The following is a 20,627-nucleotide window of genomic DNA, read 5'->3' on the forward strand; positions in this document are numbered from 1 at the left end:
GTTAAGCAGTCATATTCATGATGAGGTAGGCTTGGTAGCCAATGAAACAGCAAAACAGCACTGCGCCTTCAGCACGGTTGATGCTACGAGATTTGCCCAGTGCCATTGCAACGAGCAGCAAAGATACGCCAAGCATGACCCAAAAATCACGGCTCATGGCAAATTCACTCAAGACTGAAGGGTTGAGGATACCTGGGATCCCCATAACCGCTAAAATATTAAATACGTTTGAACCGATGATATTACCGACGGCCATATCGTCTTCGCCTTTCATCACGCCAGCAAGGGAAGCGGCCAGTTCTGGTAGGCTCGTTCCTACTGCGATAATGGTCAGTCCAATGACTAAGTCACTCATTCCGAAGTACTGAGCAATAATCACCGCGTTGTCGACCAACACATCCGCTGCGAGAGGTAACACAATAAGACCTATCACTACCCAGATTGCCGCTTTAGCGTTACTTACGCCCTCTGGTACTTCAGACTCTTGTTCTTCGATAAGAACATCACCGTTCTTTTTCTCATTGCGGCTAATGCGAAGCATGGCAACGATGAATGCTGCAAACAGTACAAAAAGAAGAATACCTTCATAGAACCCTAAATGGCTGTCCCAAAGTAACACACCAGCAAGGATAGTGACGCCAATCATGAGAGGCAGTTCACGTCTTAGTACAGCAGAACTGATAGAGAGCGGCTTAATAAGCGCAGTTATGCCTAGTATTAAAGCAATGTTGGCGATGTTGGAACCAAGTACGTTACCTACAGCAGTATCCGTTTTTCCATCGAGGGCTGCGGTTGCTGAAACCATCATCTCTGGTGCAGATGAACCCATTGCTAGGATAGTCATACCGATCACGAGTGGAGATATTCCCACGTTTCGCGCTAGAGCTGCAGCGCCAAATACCAGTTTATCGGCACTCCAAACTAAAAATACCAATCCAATAATGAGAAACGCAACGGCTTCGAACATGATGATTCCTAATCAATATACAACGAGAGAATTTAACCGTTAATTTTGACGGTTTGGCTATTAAAAGGGAAGCGCTTCATTCAATTAATTGTTAACCAAATTGTCTATTTGATTAGAGATGCCTTGAGTTATTAGGATTGCCAAGAATATTCGAAGATCTCACAATTAATCGAACAGTGCTTTAAATTGTAAATGAATGTGCTTATGATTGCCCATTCATAAGGGAAAGGGTAATAGCTCAAGATGGAATCCGAAGACCTAGTTACAATAAAGCAGCTCATGTTTTCTCGTGGAGAGCGCAAAATATTTGATAACGTTAGCTTGAGTGTACCTAAGGGAAAAATCACCGCTATCATGGGACCTTCTGGCATTGGTAAAACGACACTGCTACGTCTTATTGGAGGTCAAATCTACCCAGAAAGTGGCGAGATCTGGTTTGACGGTCACAACATTCCATCGCTTAGTCGTAAAAAGCTCTACCAAGAGCGAAAAAAGATGAGCATGTTGTTTCAATCGGGGGCTATGTTCACCGATTTGTCTGTTTTTGACAACGTTGCCTTTCCTCTACGTGAACATACAAATTTGGATGAGTCTCTGATCCGCACTTTGGTGCTACTTAAACTAGAAGCGGTGGGGCTGCGTGGTGCCGCTTCACTGATGCCGAGTGAACTGTCCGGTGGTATGGCAAGACGAGCGGCACTCGCTCGAGCTATCGCGCTAGACCCAGACCTAATCATGTATGATGAACCTTTTGTTGGCCAAGACCCCATCACCATGGGTGTGCTCGTTGAACTGATCCGCAACCTGAATCAAGCACTCAGTGTGACATCCGTCGTGGTTTCACATGATGTTCCAGAAGTAATGAGTATTGCCGATTTAGTCTACATACTGGCAAATGGTAAAGTCATTGCTCATGGAACCCCTGAAGAGCTACGTACTAACCCAGATCCACAAGTGCAGCAATTTCTTGTAGGGGATGCCGACGGCCCTGTACCATTCCGTTATCCGTCTCAACCTCTAGCTGAGGAGCTCTTCTTATAATGGCAGGCTTAGCAAATTTTGTGGCTTCTGTTGGTCGTCGCGCCTTATCCGTAACAGAGTCGTTTGGTCGTGCAAGTTTAATGCTATTCGGTGCTTTAGCGAGTAAGCCACAGCCAGTTAAAAACTTCCCATTGTTGGTAAAGCAACTTTATACAGTCGGTGTTCAGTCGCTGATCATTATCGTGCTGTCTGGTCTATTTATTGGCATGGTACTGAGCTTACAGGGTTACGTCATTCTGGTTGATTTCGGTGCTGAAGGGGCGCTAGGTCAAATGGTGGCGTTGTCATTGCTACGTGAGTTAGGACCTGTCGTCACGGCTTTGCTATTCGCCGGTCGTGCAGGGTCAGCCTTAACGGCCGAAATTGGTTTGATGAAAGCAACAGAGCAGCTTTCCAGTATGGAGATGATGGCGGTTGATCCACTCAAACGAGTGATTGCACCACGATTTTGGGCGGGTGTGATATCTATGCCTCTACTAGTGATGATTTTCATGGCTGTCGGTATTTGGGGCGGTCAACTTGTCGGGGTTGATTGGAAAGGAATCGACCACGGCAGCTTCTGGTCAGCAATGCAAGCCTCCGTAGAGCTTGGTCAGGATATTGGTAACAGCATGATTAAGAGTATCGCTTTCGCAATCACTGTTACTTGGATAGCTTTATTTAATGGCTACGATGCGATACCTACATCTGAAGGTATCAGCCGTGCTACAACACGCACCGTAGTCCACTCTTCTCTTGCTGTACTTGGTCTAGACTTCGTACTAACCGCATTGATGTTTGGGAACTAATCATGCAACAAACTCGAAAGATTGAATTATGGGTCGGTAGCTTTGTTCTTGCCGGAATTTGCGCAATTCTGGTGATGATTTTTCAAGTCGCTGACGTGAAAGGGCTAGGCTCTAACGATACTTATACACTCAAAGCTGAGTTCGACAATATTGGTAGTTTGAAGGTTCGTTCACCGGTCAAAGTGGGTGGCGTGGTTATCGGACGTGTCGCGGCGATCAACTTGAATAGTGAGTCTTTACTACCCGTTGTTACCATGGCGATCAATAGTAAGTACGATCAGTTCCCAGAGACATCTAGTGTGAAAATCCTTACTTCTGGTTTGATCGGCGAGCAGTATATTGGTCTCACACCAGGCTTTGTATTTGACGATGAGCAGATGCTGGTGGAAGGGGACTATATTGAAGATACTAAGTCTGCACTTGTACTTGAAGATTTGATTGGACAGGTTCTTTACAGTGTAGGCGGCTCTGATGAGTAAGGAGATAAACATGTTGAGAAAGTTAGTACTTACTCTTCTGGCATTTTTTGTCACATTTAATGTGGCTGCGAATGAAATTGATAAGACTCAGCCATATGACATGATGAAGCTGGTCTCTGAGCGTGCTTTTGAGCGACTCAAATCAGAGCAACCACTGATTCACCAAGATCCAAACTATTTGAAAGTGATTGTTGAAGAAGAGCTTATGCCTTTCGTCAATGAGAAATACGCAGCACTCAAGTTACTGGGCCCTAATTTAAAAGGCGCTAAACGTGAAGATGTGAGTCAGTTTATCGTCGCATTTCGCTCTTATCTCATTAGCTCTTACGCTCAAGTGCTTACTCAATACACGGATCAGACCATTGAATTTGGTCCTGAAGCGAAAAATAGTGCGGACAAAAATATTATTGGTGTCAAAGTGGATATCGTTGATTCGCCAAGACCCAACATTAAGCTTGAGTTCAAGCTAAGAAAAGATAAGAACACGGGTGAATGGCAAGTGTTTGATATGATTGCTGAGGGTATTAGCTTGCTCTCTAGTAAGCAATCTGAATGGAGCACTAAGCTACGTCAAGAGGGCATTGCTGCTGTTGCTGATGAGCTAGAAGCACTGTCTCAGCAAGCTATTCGCTTTGAGAGTAAAGCTCAATGATGCATCCGCAGTGGCAAGTGATCAGTGAGCAACAATGTGCCTTAAACGGCAACTTGGACAGAGACACAGTGCCTGCCCTATGGGCACAGCTACAGAGGTTCAAACCAACGTTGAGTGAGATGGAGTTGTCGCTAAAGTCGGTTGAACGAGTCGATTCGGCAGGAATGGTGATGTTAATTCATCTAATAGACAATGCAAAAAAGCAAAACTGTCATATAATGCTCAGTTTCGTGCCGAATGAATTGCGCACATTATTTCAGCTAAGCAATGTAGAACAAATCGTTGCTAAGCATTTAAAGAATACTACAGGGGTGAATTGTGGATAGCGCAAAAGTACAACAGATTTTAAACGAAGCACTGAATCTAGAAGAGCTGCACGTCAAAGGCGAAGGCAGTCATTATGAAGTCGTTGCTGTTGATGCTTGCTTCGACGGAATGAGTCGCGTTAAAAAACAACAGCTAATTTATGCACCACTGATGGAATATATCCAACGAAATGACATCCACGCTGTTTCTATTAAAGCTTACACTCCTGCAGAGTGGGCTCGTGATAAGAAGTTGATGTCACTGTAAGGTTTAAAAATGGAAAAGTTTCGAGTTATAGGTTCTAAACAGCCTCTAGTAGGTGAAGTGATCATCTCAGGTGCCAAGAACGCCGCACTACCAATTTTATTTGCTTCTATTCTTGCTGAAGAGCCAGTTGAAGTAGCCAATGTTCCACGTTTACGTGACATCGACACAACGATGGAGCTATTGGGACGTCTTGGGGCGAAAGTCGAGCGTAATGGGTCTGTCCACGTTGACCCTAGCTGTATCAATGAATACTGCGCGCCTTACGACTTAGTAAAGACGATGCGTGCATCTATTTGGGCATTAGGTCCACTAGTAGCGCGTTTTGGTCAAGGTCAAGTTTCATTGCCGGGTGGTTGTGCGATTGGTGCACGTCCGGTTGATCTCCATATTCATGGTCTAGAGCAGTTGGGTGCAACCATTACTCTTGAAGATGGGTATGTGAAAGCCAATGTTGATGGACGCCTGAAAGGCGCTCACATCGTGATGGACAAAGTCAGTGTTGGTGCCACCATTACAATTATGTGTGCGGCCACTTTGGCAGAAGGTACGACAGTGCTGGACAACGCAGCACGTGAGCCGGAAATTGTCGACACAGCTGAGTTCCTAAATAAACTTGGGGCAAAAATCTCAGGTGCAGGCACAGACACAATTACAATTGAAGGTGTTGAACGTCTTGGCGGTGGCAAACATTCAGTTGTTGCTGACCGTATTGAAACGGGTACCTTCCTCGTTGCAGCCGCTGTTTCTGGTGGCAAAGTCACTTGTCGCAATACGAAAGCACATCTTCTAGAAGCCGTTTTGGCTAAGTTAGAAGAAGCGGGTGCTGCGGTAGAGACAGGGGAAGATTGGATCTCAGTCGATATGACAGGTCGTGAACTCAAGGCGGTAACGATTCGTACGGCGCCTCACCCTGGTTTCCCTACTGATATGCAGGCTCAGTTTACTTTGCTTAACATGATGGCAAAGGGTGGCGGCGTGATCACAGAGAACATCTTTGAAAACCGCTTTATGCATGTGCCAGAATTAATGCGTATGGGCGCTAAAGCTGAAATCGAAGGCAACACAGTCATCTGTGGTGACGTTAATGAGCTAAGTGGTGCTCAGGTCATGGCAACCGACCTTCGTGCCTCAGCGAGCTTAGTGATTGCTGGCTGTATTGCTCACGGTGAAACTATCGTTGATCGTATTTATCACATTGATCGTGGCTACGATAAAATTGAAGATAAATTATCTGCTCTTGGCGCAAATATTGAACGTTTCCGCGATTAGAGATAAAATCAGCTAACGCTTGTAAGCCGAAACGCGAGTTTCGGCTTTTTTATGAAAAACAGATCAGGTAAAGTCTGGGGCAATTAAAATGATTCCCCGCTGATCTTGGAGAACCACAATGATTGCACTACTACGTGTATTGGCTGTTGCGATTTTTGCAATTGTGATGTTTGTTTTTGGTTGCGGCTACTGTTTATTGAGTCCACGTAATCCAAAACACGTTTTTACCTTTGGTCGCCTGTTTGGCAAGATGTCACGTGTTTTCGGCATCAAACTTGAGCTGCGTATCCCTGAGGATGCTTATGAGCGTGGTCAGCATATCTATATCGCTAACCACCAGAATAACTGGGATTTGTTTACAGTCTCTTCTGCGGTTACGCCAAAAGTCGTGACGGTGGGTAAAAAGAGCCTTGCGTGGATGCCTCTGTTTGGTCAGCTATATTGGCTAACGGGGAATATCTTAATCGACCGCGCTAACCGTTCAAAGGCGAAAGGCACCATTGATCAAGTGGTTGATAGCATGAACAACAGTGATGTGTCAGTCTGGATGTTTCCTGAGGGCACTCGCTCACGTGGACGTGGTTTGCTGCCATTTAAAACGGGCGCTTTCCATGCCGCCATTGGCGCTAAGCTACCCATTATTCCTATTGTGTGTAGCTCAACGTCAGGTATTAAGCTCAACCGCTGGAATAACGGCCATGTTATCGTAGAGATGCTGCCTCCAGTGCAGGTCGATGAATACGGTAAAGAGCATGTACGTGAACTCGCAAACACTTGTCGTGAGCAGATGGAAGCGAAGCTTGAAGCGCTTGATGCCGAAGTGGCAATGCTAAATCAGCAGCAGGGCGTAAAAGCCTAACGTTATGTGCGTGATAGGTATGTATAAACCAGTAGATGCAAATCTACTGGTTTTTTTATGCGTCGAGAACAGTGATCATTTCACGGCAATACCCACATCAAGATTATCCGGCCAGTCTAAAAAGCGTTGAATATTATCGCCTTTAAAAATGCCACCATGCTGTGGACATAGCATATCAATGTTGAACTGGCGCACTGGGGAGAGGAGACAATTTCATTTCAGTTGATATAAAAAAAGCCAAGTCTTTCGACTTGGCTTTTTAAAGTGGCTCCTCCTGCTGGGCTCGAACCAGCGACCTGCGGATTAACAGTCCGTCGCTCTACCAACTGAGCTAAGGAGGAATTATTCTTGGTTTTTTCTTTCTACATTAAGAAAGAATGGTGCCGACTACCGGAATCGAACTGGTGACCTACTGATTACAAGTCAGTTGCTCTACCTACTGAGCTAAGTCGGCACACTAAAAGTGGCTCCTCCTGCTGGGCTCGAACCAGCGACCTGCGGATTAACAGTCCGTCGCTCTACCAACTGAGCTAAGGAGGAATTATTCGTTTTGAAAGAAATGGTGCCGACTACCGGAATCGAACTGGTGACCTACTGATTACAAGTCAGTTGCTCTACCTACTGAGCTAAGTCGGCGCATCTATTTCTTTTCGTTGTTGAAGTCTTATCGAGACACCAACAAATAAATTGTGGTGCCCGGAGGCGGAATCGAACCACCGACACGAGGATTTTCAATCCTCTGCTCTACCGACTGAGCTATCCGGGCGACGAGGTGTATTAAAATGCTTTTCGTGCTTTAGGTCAACATGAAAATGCAAAAAAAATATCGTTTGTTGTTTTTCTATACTTAATGGGCTGTTTTTATCCATTTTGGATAAGAAATGTATAGGGAGCAAAAGGCGTTATCGCAAAAATCGACCGGAATAGTGAGGGGTAAAGAACAAAAAAGCACGCGAAGAGGCGTGCTTTTTGTTACTCCAACGGTTTTTAGTGCTTAACAGTAAACTTACTTACCCAATTTTCTAGTTCATTGGCTAATTGAGCTAGGCTTTGTGTGCTGTTGTGACTCTCTGTCACTACGCTACTTAGCTGATTGCCGCTATCTTCAATCATATTGATACGTTGAGAAATATCGTCACTCACTTGGGTCTGTTCTGCCGCGGCAGTTGCAATTTGATGACTCATTTCTGTAATAGACTCCAGAGCGACAACGATCTGTTGTAAAGCCGCAGAGGCATTTTGAGATTCTTCAACGGTGCTTTCACTGGTTTCCGCGCAGACTTTCATGGTGCTAATGGCATTGCGCGAGCCTTGTTGAAGGTTATTTATCATCAGTTGGATCTCTTTGGTACTGTCTTGAGTTCGTCCTGCTAAGTTACGTACCTCATCGGCAACGACTGCAAAGCCTCGGCCTTGTTCACCCGCTCGTGCCGCTTCAATGGCTGCGTTCAGTGCCAGCAAGTTTGTTTGTTCTGCAATATCACCGATTACATCTAAGACTTTAACAATATTATTAACGTCGCTGTCTAAATCAGCGACTGCTTTGCTCGCGGTACCCAACTGGCTAGCTAAGCCTTGGATGTTATCTACGGTGTTGTGAATCAGCTGTTGAGTATGCTGGCTTTGTTTATCTGCTTCTTCAGTATTACGCGCTGTATCACTTGCCGAGTCAGCAACGTTGTTTGCCGAAGAGGCCATTTCAGTCATTGCTGTTGCAATCATGGTGGTCGATTGTTGCTGAGAATCGGTTAATTGAGCGATGGTCGCAGAACGGCTTTCTACGCTCGCTAGCTCATTGCGAAGCGCATGCATAGATCCGTCTAGGTTGCTGACCAATTGCGCTAGTGACTGACTCATTTGCTGAACCGCTTCGTAGATACTTCCTGGAGCGGCCTTAGAAGAGAACGACGTTTGAATGGTACCATTGGCGACTTCTTGCACGGCTTTACGTACTTCTTGAGGTTCACCGCCTAATAGCGTGAGCATACGACGAATTGAGAACACCAATACGGCTAAAATAGCCCCCGCAATGATCAAACAGAGAGCTAACTGCCATTGTGCCGTTGCCCAGAATCGAGCGTTGACCTCATTGAAACCTATCCCTGTGCCAACAACCCATCCCCATTTAGGGGTCTTTTGTGCAATAGAAAGTTTACTTTCAATGCTGCCATCGGCCTGCTTTTGCGTCCAAGTGTATTCAACGATCTGGCCTGTTTTACGACCTAAAACGTCTTGAATAAGTTGTCCGACACTATTGCCGTTACCATCTTTGAAATCATGGAAGCTGGTACCATGTAGCTGAGGGTCTAATGGTGTTGCTACAAACGTCATATTTTCATCGGCGACATAAACGTATTCATTATCTTTGTAGATATTGTTTCTCAATAGGCGAGTGGCAATGGCTTTGGCTTGCTGCTCTTCTAATGTGCCGTCGACGACCATTTTCTCCACTTCGCTTAATATGCTGTAGGCACTTTTAAATAGCTCAGTAACTCGTTGCTTGTTATCAAAGTTGCTGGCAACACGCAGAGTCCATAACCCAGTAGCCGTTAAAGCGAGTAGAGCAATCAGGATAATTCCTGATAATAAATAAGCTTGTGTCTTTAGTTTCATATAATTGCTCGCAAATTGATCATTCTGAAATTTAAAAGGGACAATTAGGTGTACTTTATTCGTCTTGTCATCTTATTGTAGAACAGATTAAATATTTATCTGCTTGGGGGTGAATATATTTCGTACCTAAAAAAAAGTCACTAAAATTGATAACTCTGGTGTATTGAAATGTGGCAAGTGAGTACAAGTTAAAGATTTGGTTGCAGTAACCGGATAGCGTGGGTGAGGTATAGCGTGGAAATAGAAGTTTGCGCGCTAGAAATGAAAAAAGCCAAGTCTTTCGACTTGGCTTCTTAAAGTGGCTCCTCCTGCTGGGCTCGAACCAGCGACCTGCGGATTAACAGTCCGTCGCTCTACCAACTGAGCTAAGGAGGAACTATTATGTTTGTGTCTTACTTCGTAAGTACACCAAATAATGGTGCCTCGAGGCGGAATCGAACCACCGACACGAGGATTTTCAATCCTCTGCTCTACCGACTGAGCTATCGAGGCAAAAGAATGGTGCCGACTACCGGAATCGAACTGGTGACCTACTGATTACAAGTCAGTTGCTCTACCTACTGAGCTAAGTCGGCACACTATATTCGTTATGCTTTTGTTCGTGTTGTCACTTTCGTTAAGACACCAACAAATCAAATTGTGGTGCCCGGAGGCGGAATCGAACCACCGACACGAGGATTTTCAATCCTCTGCTCTACCGACTGAGCTATCCGGGCGACGGAGCGCTATTAAACGGATTTTCGCTCTTGCCGTCAACTTGTTTTTAGAAAAAAATTCAAAAAAGTGGTTAAGTGCCGATTATTTAGCCGTTTTTAATGATTATGTTTTACCTGAGTTAAAATCCTTTTTGAATTTGGTAACTTTTTCTAAGTAACGACGTGCTTCGGCGTTAGGGTGCTTTTTCGTCAGCGCCCAATAAACCTGATTGGGTTGCAATGAGTTGAGGTCGTTCATCGCACGTTTGCGGTCATTACGGTTGAAAGTGTTCAATACACCACCAGTACCACCGTTGTATGCTGAAATCATGCTGTACTCCAACGAAGTTGGATGGTTCACGTCTTTCAAGTAACGATTTTTCAGGATGTAGAAGTAGGCAGTCCCAGTATCAATATTGTTTTCTGGGTTAAACAAGTACTCGGGTGTCGGCTCTCCAGAGCGTTTTTTGACTAACTTAAATACGTCTCGCCCTGCTGTTTTTGGTACGACTTGCATTAAACCATAAGCGTTTGCCCAGCTTACGGCATAGGGGTTGAAGCTACTTTCTGTTTTGATGATGGCGTAAATTAGGTCTTCAGGTATGTCGTACTTGCGGGATGCTCGTTGAACGATGTCTGCATATTTGTAGCTACGAATTTCAAACTGTTCCGCTACCATCGGAATTTCGACGTAATAGGCTTTCTTAAAATCTACGTCTTTGACTTTCAGCTTATTGGCGATCAGATAATCTGCGAATCGATTAGCACGCCATGACCACTGAATAGGCTTGTTATCTTGGTCAACAACTTGTTGATAAAGAAATGGTTGGCCTTCCAAAGTGATTTCTTTAGAGGAAAAAAGGTCGACGTTTGAGGGATCATCTGGTGTCAGCAAAGTCGTGATGATGGCATTTTTTAGATGTGCCTTAGGATCCGTAGGAGAGACGGTTTCGATAGTAATCAAGCCTTTATCGAAGTTTACTTCTGAACGACTAAGATAGTTATCTATGTATTTTACGTAGTTACTTTTGCCCGCAAATTTAATTTCGTTGCGTCCCCAACGCTTTTCGATGTTGCCCGAAAAGCTGTTGATCAGTGCATCAAGTGCCGCTGTGTCTTTTTCAAACTGACCGGGTAGCTGAGCGAGATTTTTGGCAAAACGGTTCGTCGGTTCATAGTTCACATCATACAGGTTTTCAACAAACTCTCGGCTGCAACCTGTTAATGACATCGCGAGAAAAAAATACGCTAACTTCTTCATATATCTCCTAAAAAAATGACATCACTGCTGGCAATGATGTCATTTTTCCGTATCTCAATTCAGGCTAGGGTTACTCGCTAGGCGGAGTGTAGCCTTCAATATGGACTTCTTTACCTTCAAACAGGAAGTTAACCATTTCAGTTTCGATTAACTTACGGTGTTCAGGATCCATCATATTGAGTTTTTTTTCATTGATCAGCATGGTCTGTTTGTGTTGCCACTGTGCCCAAGCTTCTTTAGAAATATTATCAAAAATACGCTTTCCTAGTTCACCCGGATAAAGCTGAAAATCAAGACCATCAGCTTCTTTTTGTAGTCGAGCACAAAATACAGTGCGGCTCATAACGACTCCTTAAAATATGATTAACTTTGAAGTTCAAAAGGCAAGCTTTCCAGTAATTGCTTAACTGGCGCGGCTAAACCGATCTCTTCAGGTTGCGATAAGTTATACCAAAGACCTTTGCTTCCTTCCATTACCACATTGGGTTGCTTTGATAGGTCTACCAAAATTGGTGTGATATCGAGATGATAATGGCTAAAGGTATGGCGGAATGCGATCAACTGAGTCTGGTCTTTGATTGTATCCTCAGTAACATTACGTATATCAAGCTGATGGACGATATTGTCATCTTCAGCTTCAGGAAAACAGAACAACCCACCCCAAATTCCAGATTGAGGGCGTTGTTCCAGCCACACATGATTGTTGTGGTGTAGCATGACAAACCACGTTTCCTTAAACGGTTTCTCTTTTTTAGGCTTCTTACCTGGATAGTCGAGTGGATTACCCTGTTTGTTGGCAAGGCAGAAAGACTCGATAGGGCAGAGGGTACATTTAGGCTTACTGCGTGTACAGACCATCGCCCCCATATCCATCATCGCTTGGTTGTATTTGTCGACATCAACTGAGGGGGTGTGTTGTTCTGCATATTGCCACAATTGATTCTCAACATTTTTCTGTCCCGGCCATCCTTCTACCGCAAAGCTCCGAGCTAAAGTTCGCTTAACATTGCCATCCAAAATAGCGTGTGGTTGCTTGTAAACGGAAGAGAGTATGGCGGCAGCAGTGGAGCGTCCAATTCCAGGTAATGCGTTCATCTCTTCAATGTTTAGTGGGAACTCTCCACCATATTGTTCGGTAACGACTTTTGCTGCTTTATGGAGGTTTCGTGCTCTGGCGTAGTAACCAAGTCCTGTCCACAGGTGTAAGACTTCATCTTGTTCCGCATTCGCGAGATCTACTACGGTTGGAAAGCGTTGCAGAAAACGTTGGTAATAGGGGATCACAGTGGCAACTTGGGTCTGTTGCAACATGATTTCAGACAGCCAAACGCTATAGGCGCTTTTGTTTTTCTGCCAAGGTAGGCTTTTACGTCCATAGTTTTCATACCATTCGAGGATGGCGCTGGCGAAAGGGGTCACGACTTGCTCTGTTTATTTTGTTATCTAATCTTGCAAAATTGCACCATAGTTTATGGGTAAAGTACAACCGATAAACTGTGTGGAATTAGCTAAAAAACTTGCACCAGTGGCAATTCTTTGGATAATCACAATCCCTTTGAGTCGAGACCAATTTTTAGACAGGCAAAATCATGAGTGAAGTGACCACTAACGAGTACAACGAAGACGGTAAATTGATACGCAAAATTCGCAGCTTTGTTCGACGCGAAGGTCGTCTGACCAAGGGTCAAGAAAACGCGATGAATGAGTGTTGGCCAGCAATGGGTATAGATTACCAAAATGAACTTCTTGATTGGAAAGAGGTGTTTGGTAACGACAACCCTGTTGTTCTTGAAATTGGTTTTGGTATGGGGGCATCGCTGGTTGAAATGGCGAAAAATGCACCTGAGAAAAACTTTATCGGTATCGAAGTACATAGCCCAGGTGTTGGTGCTTGTTTGTCAGATGCGCGTGAAGCGGGTATCACTAACCTACGTGTTATGTGTCATGACGCGGTAGAAGTGTTTGCTAACATGATTCCAGATAGCAGCCTCGCCACTCTTCAATTGTTCTTCCCAGATCCGTGGCACAAAAAGCGTCACCACAAGCGCCGTATCGTTCAGCTAGATTTCGCTGAAATGGTTCGTCAAAAGCTGATTGAAGGCGAAGGTATTTTCCATATGGCAACTGACTGGGAAAACTACGCAGAGCATATGATTGAAGTGATGAACCAAGCGCCTGGTTTTGAAAACATCGCTCAAGATGGTGACTATATTCCACGTCCGGATGAGCGCCCGCTAACAAAATTTGAAGCACGTGGTCATCGCTTAGGCCATGGCGTTTGGGATATTAAGTACAAACGCGTAAAATAATTGTCCAACGTTATTGGCTGGTTAAGACGGCCAATCGCGCTGACGTGAAGAGATTTAAAAAGCCAACATTGATGTGTTGGCTTTTTTGACCTTATAAGAAAATAATAATAACTAATTGATTTTAAAGGTTACTGATGAAGCCGACACAAGAAATCTTAATAGAAATCCTCGCTGAGGTTCGCCCTCTTATTGGGCAAGGTAAAGTCGCTGATTATATTCCCGCATTGGCGAAAGTGCCTGCGTCTAAGCTAGGTATTGCTGTATTTACCAATCAAGGTGAAGTGATTAAAGCGGGGGATGCTGATGAGGCGTTCTCGATTCAATCCATCTCTAAAGCGCTGAGTTTAACCTTGGCAATGTGCTTATATAAGCCAGAGGAAATTTGGGCAAGAGTCGGTAAAGAGCCTTCAGGTCAGGCATTTAACTCGCTGATTCAGTTGGAAATGGAACAGGGTATTCCACGTAACCCCTTTATCAATGCGGGCGCAATTGTTGTCGCGGATTTGCTGAATAGCCGCCTCTCTGCACCTCGCCAGCGTTTGCTTGAGTTTGTTCGTCAGTTATCAGGCGATACACTTATCTGTTATGACAAGGTGGTAGCCGCCTCTGAGATGATGCACAGTGACCGTAATGCGGCTATCGCATATCTCATGCGTTCTTTTGGTAATTTTGAGAACGATGTTATTCCGGTGCTCAATAACTACTTCCACGCCTGTGCACTCAAGATGAGCTGTGTCGATCTGGCCAAAACCTTCAGCTACCTAGCGAATAAGGGCTCATCAGTTCAAACTGGCAAACCAGTGATTACGCCAACTCAAACTAAGCAGTTGAATGCCTTGTTGGCTACCTGTGGTTTGTATGATGGTGCGGGTGAGTTTGCCTACCGAGTCGGTATGCCGGGTAAATCTGGTGTAGGAGGCGGTATTATGGCAGTTGTGCCAGGAGAAATGACCATTGCAGTTTGGTCGCCTGAGCTAGATCCGTCTGGTAACTCGTTAGCAGGTACCAAAGCGCTGGAACTATTAGCAGAGCGTATTGGGCGATCGATATTTTAGAACGGACTCCGTCCTTCGAGATGCTAGAACGCTTCGCTCCGAGAATCGAGTTCGGGCTGCGCCCTTCAAGAGGAGCTTGTGGTGAGCGAGTCGAAAGTTGCAGGCAGTGCTGGCTAAGATTTAATTTTAATTGTCTGATTTTTAAAGGAAAGGGTTGGTGCTGTGTGCCAACCCTTCAAAATTTTGTCGCTTCTCGCTTCTCGCTTCTCGCTTCTCGCTTCTCGCTTACTCTTCCGCCATAAACGCTTCAAGTAAGTCATTCAAAAATAACTTTCCTTTCTCCGTTATCTGCCAGTGAGTGCTTGTCTCTGTGAGATAGCCTAGCCCAATCGCCCAGTTAATCGTCTCATCAATCGTCTCGAAACCAAGTCCTGTGGTGTCGAGAAAATCCTGTTTCGGACATGCTTCGATCAGGCGGAATCGATTCATAAAGAATTCGAAGGGGCGATCTTGTTCGCTGACTTCCGTTTCGTCACTCAAGTAAGGTTTGACCATATTGTCATACGCCGCTAGATAGCCTCGCGGATGTTTGACTTTTGTGGTTCTAATAATGCGACCACCGCTAAAGCTTATCTTTCCGTGAGAGCCACAACCAATACCAAGATAATCACCAAAACGCCAATAGTTGAGGTTATGCTGGCATTGATAACCAGGTTTACTGTAGCCGGAAATCTCGTACTGAACGTAGCCTGCTTTGGCTAACTTTTGATGTCCCAACTCAAAAATATCCCACAAGTCATCGTCATCGGGCAAGGTAGGCTGCTTGTAGTAGAACATGGTGTTAGGTTCGATGGTTAGCTGGTACCAAGATAAATGAGGAGGATCGAGTTCGATCGCTTTATCGAGATCGGCCAGAGCTTGATTGACAGACTGATCCGGTAATCCGTGCATGAGATCGAGGTTAAAGCTACTAAGACCGATTTGATGCGCCAGCTTAGCGGCATTGACCGCTTCATCCTTCCCATGAATTCGACCTAGCATCTCAAGTTTTTGCTGCTCGAAGCTTTGCACACCGATGGAGATACGTGTTACTCCCGCTTTTCTATAGCCAGCAAAACGCTCCGCCTCAATCGTGCCAGGGTTGGCTTCCATGGTGATTTCTATGTCGGGTTTGAAAGGGATACGAGCTTCAATTCCTGATAGAAGTGCAGCAATACCTTGTGCCGATATCAGACTAGGAGTACCGCCACCGATAAAGATCGAGTGTAGCGGGCGCGGGTTATCATTGATCTGGTAACGCTCAATATCTGTGTCTAAATCTTGTAGCAGTGCTGCGATGTATTCATTTTCTGGGATCTCAGCCTTTAGAGCGTGAGAGTTAAAATCACAGTACGGGCACTTTTGTACACACCATGGGATGTGTACATAAAGACTTAGTGCTGGTGGGATAAGTTTGCTCATTGTCTATCGTTGACTGAGTAGTGATTAAAGCGGTTGTTCAGATAGAGTCGCGAACAACTGTTTGAGCGCTTTTCCGCGATGTGAAAGCTGTTTTTTACGTGCAGGTTCTAACTCAGCAGAAGCGCAGTTGTCTTCTGGTACGAAAAAGATTGGGTCATAACCGAAGCCATTTTCGCCGTGAGCTTCAGTGAGAATTCGTCCCTCCCACTTGCCGTGACAAACGACAGGAGTTGGATCATTTTCATGGCGCATTAACACGAGCACACAATGGAAACGAGCACTGCGCTGTTCTTCTGGCACCTCTTTCATTGCGTCGAGCAGCTTCTCAAGGTTTTGTTGGTCACTTGCACCTTCGCCAGCATAGCGAGCGGAGTAGATACCTGGGGCACCTTTGAGGGCGTCTACTTCTAAACCTGAATCATCAGCAATGGCAGCAAGACCGGTTTCTTTTGCCGCGTGGCGCGCTTTGATGATCGCATTCTCGATAAATGTGGTGCCAGTTTCAGCAACTTCAGAAACGTTGAATTCGCTTTGGGCTAGCACTTCAAAACCAAAATCAGACAGTAGGTCTGCCATTTCGCGAACCTTACCTTGATTACCTGTCGCTAATACAATCTTGCTCATTGGATTCTGTCTCTTTGATGAACGAGAGTCATGCCGTTTGGCCATTACTCTTCTACGTAAAATTTCTGGGTGAACTTTAATCTTCCTGTGCCCTTAATGCCAGCATTAACATCCAAATCGAATGTCAGTTGTTCCTCTTGTGAAATAGGAAACTCCGCTAAGTAGTAAATAGCGTCGCCTTCCTGCACTTCGCGAAAGTTGAGCTGGCGAGTCTGGCCTAACAGGTTTTTGCTGGTACCGGTGATTTGAGCGGTAATGGCGGGTTTTCCTGCTTGCGAATTGTCTAACACACTGATGTTAAGGATCGCTGAATAGGCGTTACGTTTGAGCTTGTAATTCCTGGCAACCTGCGCCGTTAAAAAAGTAGAGTTGAAGGCAGAGTAGTGTACCTCAACATCTTTGATGGTTTTGAACTGACCAGCCCAGCTTGGTACAGCAAACAAGCTGATGAGTGCGAGTGTGATCCATTTCTTCATTGGGCTTCCTTCTTAAATTCGTTTCATTGACGAGTGATAAATAAAAAGCCATCAGATGATGGCTTGTACCTCATTGGGTATTTGTATTGGAGAACTGACCCTGACTTGTTTATGTCGGCCAAGTTCCCCTTTTTCTATGGTGATGAGTCCTTTGGCTACCTTGAACTGCTTTGCAAGGTACTTGCTCAGGTGAGCATTGGCTTTCCCATCCACCGGAGGTGCGGTTATTGCTACCTTGATCTCTTCACCATGTTGCCCAACGATCTTGTCTCTGCTTGCCTTGGGTTGGATGTAAAGGCGAAGAATCAGATCCTCGCCGTCAAACCAAGCTGCTTGTGACATTATAGCTGATACCAGATTGGGCCAATAAGGTCGCCCATCAGAAAGTTAGCGAATTGTAGAGCAATAAAAAGTACTAACACACTCAAGTCAAAACCACCCATCGCTGGGATAACGCGACGGATAGGTGCGAGCATAGGTTCAGTAAGCTGATGGAACACGTATTCGATAGGACTGCGACCTTGACTCACCCAACTTAGGATAGCGCGGATTAATAGCACCCAGAAAAGTAGGCCACCCGCTGCTTTAATCAGTGACAATAGACCTAGGAATAGGAAGTCTGCACTGAAGGATACTGAGCCATTCGAAGCGATCAGAACCAGTGCGACGAATTTCAATACGCACAGTAGGTAGGCGAACAGAATTGTTGCTAAGTCTAGGCTGCCCGCAGATGGGATCATTCGACGTAGTGGAGCAATAACAGGCTGAGTTGCTTTTACAATGAATTGTGAAAACGGGTTGTAGAAGTCTGCGCGGGCAGCTTGCAACCAGATACGTAAGATCACCACCATGATGTAGAGATCAAACAGGGTGGAAATCAGAAAACTCATTGAATTCATAGGTGACCCTTATTTTCTAGAGCGTTGTGCTCTGGTAATTAAAACAGTTTTTCCATCTCTTCAGCGCGAGCAACGGCCGCCTGCATAGCTTTCGCTACTATATCTGAAAGTTGATGCTGATTGAATGTTCTTAGGGCTTCAGCCGTTGTGCCCCCTTTGGATGTCACGTTTTCACGTAGAATGGACAGTTCTGTGTCTGGGTTTTCAACGACCATGCTTGCCGCACCGAGCGCTGATTGCTGCACGAGCAGACGAGCTGTCTCTTTATCAAAACCTTGAGCGATGGCTTCTGCCTGCATGGCTTCCATAAACAAGAAAAAGTATGCAGGCGCACTTCCAGCCGCTGCAATGACGTTATTGATGCCAGATTCTTGCTCAACCCAACACACTTTGCCTACCGCTTGCATTAACTCAGCAGCAAAAGCTTTGTCTAGCGCTGTTACGTGTTCAGGAGCAAACAGGCCACTCATTCCTAGTCCCAATTGTGATGGTGTATTGGGCATGACACGAACGATATTCAATGGACAACCGAGCATTTCGTTTAGACGTGAACACTGGATACCAGCCGCAATTGAAATCACCAACTTTCCTGAGAAGTCGATGCTTTGCAGTGGGCAGCAAACCTCTTCCATCATCTGAGGTTTAACCGACAGTACAATGACCTCTGCTTGTAGTGCAGCTGAGAAATTGTCGCTGGTGGTCTGGATACCATAACTTTGCTCTAATGGTAAGCGACGTGTCTCAGATGGGGCTGTTGCTGTGATAAGTTCTGCTGGGTAACCATCTGCGATTAAGCCAGACACAATGGCTTTAACCATATTGCCTGCGCCGATAAAGGCAATCTTCTTGTGTTCCATTAGTCTTTGTATCCTTTCAACAATTTATGCTTTGTTACTGTAATCGCGAGTACCAAAGATAGCGGTACCGATACGAACCATGGTGCTACCTGCTTCGATAGCGGCTTCCATATCACCACTCATTCCCATCGACAAGGTATCGATGTTTTGATCAGGAAAATGATGCGCGAGTTTCTCTTTGAGCGTTGCTAATTGAGTAAATGCCGCCAGTTGTGACTCATAGTCTGAAACATTAGCAGGGATTGACATCAATCCTCTTAAAGTGAGGTTCGGAAGCTGAGAAATCAACTCAGCAAGAGCAAAGATTTCATCGTCGTCAATGCCGGACTTTGATGCTTCGCCACTGGTATTTACTTGAATCAGAACCTGAATCGGCTCGAGGCCTTCTGGACGCTGATTGTTGAGACGTTGAGCTATCTTAGTTCTATCGACGGTATGTACCCAGTCAAAGCTTTCTGCAACATGGCGCGACTTATTGGACTGTATTGGGCCAATAAAGTGCCATTCTAAGTTCAGCTCAGGGTGATACTGGGTGAAGTGGGCGACTTTATTTGCCCCCTCTTGGACGTAGTTCTCTCCAAATGCGACTTGCCCAGCTTGAGCGGCTTCAAGGATAGCTTCGACAGGCTTAGTCTTGCTGACGGCGAGAAGTTGCACTGAGTCCCGACCGCGTCCACACTTTTGTTGTGCGACCTCAATCTGTGAGGTGATCTGTTCAATATTTTGTTGAATACTAGTCATAGCAGATTTTACTTAAGGATTTTAAATGGATATCGCTGAATTACTGGATTTTAGTGTAAAGCATAATGCTTCAGATCTACATCTTTCTGCTGGAGTATCTCCAATGGTAAGGATAGATGGTGAAGTAAGAAAGCTTGGCGTACCAGCTTTTAATCATGCGGATGTGCATCGATTGATATTTGATGTGATGAACGACGCTCAAAGAAGCGAGTTTGAAGAGCGACTCGAAGTCGACTTTTCGTTCGAGTTACCTGACGTTGGGCGATTTCGTGTCAATGCGTTCAATCAGGCTCGAGGCTGTGCAGCGGTGTTCCGTACCATCCCTATGACGATTCCGACCTTAGAACAGTTAAACACTCCGCCCATCTTTGAAAAAATTGCCAATATGGAAAAGGGGTTGGTATTGGTGACTGGGCCAACGGGCTCTGGAAAATCGACCACGCTCGCAGCGATGGTGGACTACATTAACCGTCACCACAACAAGCATATCCTCACGATTGAAGACCCGATTGAATTTGTTCACAGCAACAACAAATGCTTAGTCAATCAGCGTGAAGTCCACCGTGATACACACAATTTTAGTAACGCTTTACGCAGTGCTTTACGCGAAGACCCAGATGTTATTCTGGTCGGGGAGTTACGAGATAAAGAGACGATCAGTTTAGCGCTAACTGCGGCCGAAACTGGTCATTTGGTGTTTGGGACTCTGCACACTAGTTCGGCGGCAAAAACCATTGACCGTATTATTGATGTATTCCCTGGTAGCGATAAAGAAATGGTGCGCTCAATGCTCTCTGAATCATTGCGAGCGGTTATTGCACAAAAACTGCTGAAACGTATTGGTGGTGGGCGTACAGCTTGCCATGAAATCATGATGGCGACACCTGCAATTCGCAACCTTATTCGTGAGGATAAAGTCGCACAGATGTTGTCTGTGATTCAAACCGGAGCTGCTCATGGGATGCAGACCATGGAGCAGAATGCCAAACAGTTGATAGCACAAGGCTTGGTTGAGCCAGATGAAGTTGCTAAGAAAATAGAACTTGAAACGTCTATGTTCTGATTGAG

General features: G+C 45.2%; 23 protein-coding genes, 9 tRNA genes and 1 pseudogene. 11 read left to right on the top strand and 22 right to left on the bottom strand.

The features are described from left to right. Nucleotide 1 precedes the first annotated feature (1 nt). Nucleotides 2-967 (bottom strand): calcium/sodium antiporter, encoded by a 966-nt coding sequence (locus QTN95_RS15180; RefSeq protein ID WP_331418034.1) that lies wholly within the window; start codon nucleotides 965-967, stop codon nucleotides 2-4. A 243-nt stretch (nucleotides 968-1,210) separates the two neighbouring features. Between QTN95_RS15180 and mlaF the strand changes: the two genes are divergently transcribed. The 8 genes from mlaF (at nucleotide 1,211) to QTN95_RS15220 (ending at nucleotide 6,628) form a co-directional block, all read left to right on the top strand. After that, entirely contained in the window at nucleotides 1,211-2,008 is a 798-nt protein-coding gene (mlaF, locus tag QTN95_RS15185) for a phospholipid ABC transporter ATP-binding protein MlaF (RefSeq protein ID WP_331418035.1), read from the top strand. Continuing rightward, on the top strand, nucleotides 2,008-2,796 hold the full coding sequence (gene mlaE, locus QTN95_RS15190) for a lipid asymmetry maintenance ABC transporter permease subunit MlaE (protein WP_138971429.1): 789 nt from the start codon (nucleotides 2,008-2,010) through the stop codon (nucleotides 2,794-2,796). Before mlaF ends, mlaE begins: the two co-directional genes overlap by 1 nt. A gap of 2 nt (nucleotides 2,797-2,798) precedes the next feature. After that, nucleotides 2,799-3,275 (top strand): outer membrane lipid asymmetry maintenance protein MlaD, encoded by a 477-nt coding sequence (mlaD, locus tag QTN95_RS15195; RefSeq protein WP_138971430.1) that lies wholly within the window; start codon nucleotides 2,799-2,801, stop codon nucleotides 3,273-3,275. Between the two features lie 10 nt (nucleotides 3,276-3,285). Beyond that, entirely contained in the window at nucleotides 3,286-3,927 is a 642-nt protein-coding gene (mlaC, locus tag QTN95_RS15200) for a phospholipid-binding protein MlaC (protein ID WP_331418036.1), read from the top strand. Beyond that, nucleotides 3,924-4,253, top strand: coding sequence for an STAS domain-containing protein (locus tag QTN95_RS15205; RefSeq protein WP_138971432.1), 330 nt, complete (start codon nucleotides 3,924-3,926; stop codon nucleotides 4,251-4,253). The genes mlaC and QTN95_RS15205 overlap by 4 nt, the downstream gene beginning before the upstream one ends. After that, nucleotides 4,246-4,500, top strand: a complete 255-nt coding sequence (gene ibaG / locus QTN95_RS15210) for a BolA family iron metabolism protein IbaG (protein WP_045957198.1) — start codon at nucleotides 4,246-4,248, stop codon at nucleotides 4,498-4,500. The genes QTN95_RS15205 and ibaG overlap by 8 nt, the downstream gene beginning before the upstream one ends. A 9-nt stretch (nucleotides 4,501-4,509) precedes the next feature. Further along, complete coding sequence (gene murA / locus QTN95_RS15215) at nucleotides 4,510-5,769, top strand: UDP-N-acetylglucosamine 1-carboxyvinyltransferase (RefSeq protein ID WP_331418037.1); 1,260 nt, start codon at nucleotides 4,510-4,512, stop codon at nucleotides 5,767-5,769. Between the two features lie 118 nt (nucleotides 5,770-5,887). Then, nucleotides 5,888-6,628 carry a 1-acylglycerol-3-phosphate O-acyltransferase gene (locus tag QTN95_RS15220; protein ID WP_138971434.1) on the top strand — a complete coding sequence of 247 codons (741 nt, stop codon included), beginning with the start codon at nucleotides 5,888-5,890 and terminating at the stop codon, nucleotides 6,626-6,628. 75 nt (nucleotides 6,629-6,703) lie between these two features. Here QTN95_RS15220 and QTN95_RS15225 read toward each other — a convergent pair. From QTN95_RS15225 to mutY, 14 genes and pseudogenes are all read right to left on the bottom strand, one after another. Then, a pseudogene (locus QTN95_RS15225) lies at nucleotides 6,704-6,823 on the bottom strand (MBL fold metallo-hydrolase); the annotation flags it as partial. 70 nt (nucleotides 6,824-6,893) lie between these two features. Then, a tRNA-Asn gene (locus QTN95_RS15230) sits at nucleotides 6,894-6,969 on the bottom strand. Nucleotides 6,970-7,006: 37 nt separating this feature from the next. Next, nucleotides 7,007-7,082 (bottom strand) — tRNA-Thr (locus tag QTN95_RS15235). A gap of 10 nt (nucleotides 7,083-7,092) precedes the next feature. Beyond that, nucleotides 7,093-7,168 (bottom strand) — tRNA-Asn (locus tag QTN95_RS15240). Between the two features lie 20 nt (nucleotides 7,169-7,188). Continuing rightward, nucleotides 7,189-7,264, bottom strand: a tRNA-Thr gene (locus QTN95_RS15245). A gap of 54 nt (nucleotides 7,265-7,318) precedes the next feature. After that, a tRNA-Phe gene (locus tag QTN95_RS15250) sits at nucleotides 7,319-7,394 on the bottom strand. A 221-nt stretch (nucleotides 7,395-7,615) separates the two neighbouring features. After that, a complete protein-coding gene (locus QTN95_RS15255) occupies nucleotides 7,616-9,241 on the bottom strand; it encodes a methyl-accepting chemotaxis protein (RefSeq protein WP_331418038.1) in 1,626 nt (541 codons plus the stop codon). Nucleotides 9,242-9,540: 299 nt separating this feature from the next. After that, nucleotides 9,541-9,616, bottom strand: a tRNA-Asn gene (locus QTN95_RS15260). 41 nt (nucleotides 9,617-9,657) lie between these two features. Next, nucleotides 9,658-9,733, bottom strand: a tRNA-Phe gene (locus QTN95_RS15265). Between the two features lie 7 nt (nucleotides 9,734-9,740). Beyond that, nucleotides 9,741-9,816 (bottom strand) — tRNA-Thr (locus tag QTN95_RS15270). Nucleotides 9,817-9,881: 65 nt separating this feature from the next. Continuing rightward, nucleotides 9,882-9,957: transfer RNA gene (locus tag QTN95_RS15275), tRNA-Phe, on the bottom strand. 103 nt (nucleotides 9,958-10,060) lie between these two features. Beyond that, nucleotides 10,061-11,197, bottom strand: a complete 1,137-nt coding sequence (gene mltC, locus QTN95_RS15280) for a membrane-bound lytic murein transglycosylase MltC (protein ID WP_331418039.1) — start codon at nucleotides 11,195-11,197, stop codon at nucleotides 10,061-10,063. A 70-nt stretch (nucleotides 11,198-11,267) separates the two neighbouring features. Continuing rightward, entirely contained in the window at nucleotides 11,268-11,540 is a 273-nt protein-coding gene (locus QTN95_RS15285; protein WP_138971437.1) for an oxidative damage protection protein, read from the bottom strand. A gap of 20 nt (nucleotides 11,541-11,560) precedes the next feature. Further along, entirely contained in the window at nucleotides 11,561-12,616 is a 1,056-nt protein-coding gene (mutY, locus tag QTN95_RS15290) for an A/G-specific adenine glycosylase (RefSeq protein WP_331418040.1), read from the bottom strand. 170 nt (nucleotides 12,617-12,786) lie between these two features. Between mutY and trmB the strand changes: the two genes are divergently transcribed. Beyond that, nucleotides 12,787-13,506: a tRNA (guanosine(46)-N7)-methyltransferase TrmB gene (gene trmB, locus QTN95_RS15295; protein ID WP_269378546.1), complete on the top strand. Its 720-nt coding sequence runs from the start codon at nucleotides 12,787-12,789 to the stop codon at nucleotides 13,504-13,506. 134 nt (nucleotides 13,507-13,640) lie between these two features. Beyond that, nucleotides 13,641-14,561: a glutaminase B gene (gene glsB / locus QTN95_RS15300; RefSeq protein ID WP_138971440.1), complete on the top strand. Its 921-nt coding sequence runs from the start codon at nucleotides 13,641-13,643 to the stop codon at nucleotides 14,559-14,561. Between the two features lie 225 nt (nucleotides 14,562-14,786). Here glsB and hemW read toward each other — a convergent pair whose 3' ends face one another. From hemW to QTN95_RS15335, 7 genes are read right to left on the bottom strand one after another with little or no spacing between them, the layout of a single operon-like run. Beyond that, on the bottom strand, nucleotides 14,787-15,962 hold the full coding sequence (gene hemW, locus QTN95_RS15305) for a radical SAM family heme chaperone HemW (RefSeq protein WP_331418041.1): 1,176 nt from the start codon (nucleotides 15,960-15,962) through the stop codon (nucleotides 14,787-14,789). A gap of 24 nt (nucleotides 15,963-15,986) precedes the next feature. Continuing rightward, nucleotides 15,987-16,586, bottom strand: coding sequence for an XTP/dITP diphosphatase (locus QTN95_RS15310; protein ID WP_331418042.1), 600 nt, complete (start codon nucleotides 16,584-16,586; stop codon nucleotides 15,987-15,989). A 44-nt stretch (nucleotides 16,587-16,630) separates the two neighbouring features. Continuing rightward, on the bottom strand, nucleotides 16,631-17,062 hold the full coding sequence (locus tag QTN95_RS15315) for a DUF4426 domain-containing protein (protein ID WP_331418043.1): 432 nt from the start codon (nucleotides 17,060-17,062) through the stop codon (nucleotides 16,631-16,633). Nucleotides 17,063-17,113: 51 nt separating this feature from the next. Then, nucleotides 17,114-17,404, bottom strand: coding sequence for a DUF167 family protein YggU (gene yggU, locus QTN95_RS15320; protein WP_138970665.1), 291 nt, complete (start codon nucleotides 17,402-17,404; stop codon nucleotides 17,114-17,116). Next, nucleotides 17,404-17,961 carry a YggT family protein gene (locus tag QTN95_RS15325; protein ID WP_138970666.1) on the bottom strand — a complete coding sequence of 186 codons (558 nt, stop codon included), beginning with the start codon at nucleotides 17,959-17,961 and terminating at the stop codon, nucleotides 17,404-17,406. The genes yggU and QTN95_RS15325 overlap by 1 nt, the downstream gene beginning before the upstream one ends. 38 nt (nucleotides 17,962-17,999) lie before the next feature. Further along, complete coding sequence (gene proC, locus QTN95_RS15330; RefSeq protein WP_331418044.1) at nucleotides 18,000-18,818, bottom strand: pyrroline-5-carboxylate reductase; 819 nt, start codon at nucleotides 18,816-18,818, stop codon at nucleotides 18,000-18,002. A gap of 24 nt (nucleotides 18,819-18,842) precedes the next feature. Beyond that, a complete protein-coding gene (locus tag QTN95_RS15335) occupies nucleotides 18,843-19,559 on the bottom strand; it encodes a YggS family pyridoxal phosphate-dependent enzyme (protein ID WP_331418045.1) in 717 nt (238 codons plus the stop codon). Between the two features lie 25 nt (nucleotides 19,560-19,584). Here QTN95_RS15335 and QTN95_RS15340 point away from each other — a divergent pair, with 25 nt between their 5' ends. Then, a complete protein-coding gene (locus QTN95_RS15340) occupies nucleotides 19,585-20,622 on the top strand; it encodes a type IV pilus twitching motility protein PilT (protein ID WP_331418046.1) in 1,038 nt (345 codons plus the stop codon). The last annotated feature ends 5 nt before the right edge of the window (nucleotides 20,623-20,627 follow it).

Origin of the sequence: Vibrio sp. M260112 (assembly GCF_036533775.1) — a bacterium.
Lineage (GTDB): Bacteria > Pseudomonadota > Gammaproteobacteria > Enterobacterales > Vibrionaceae > Vibrio.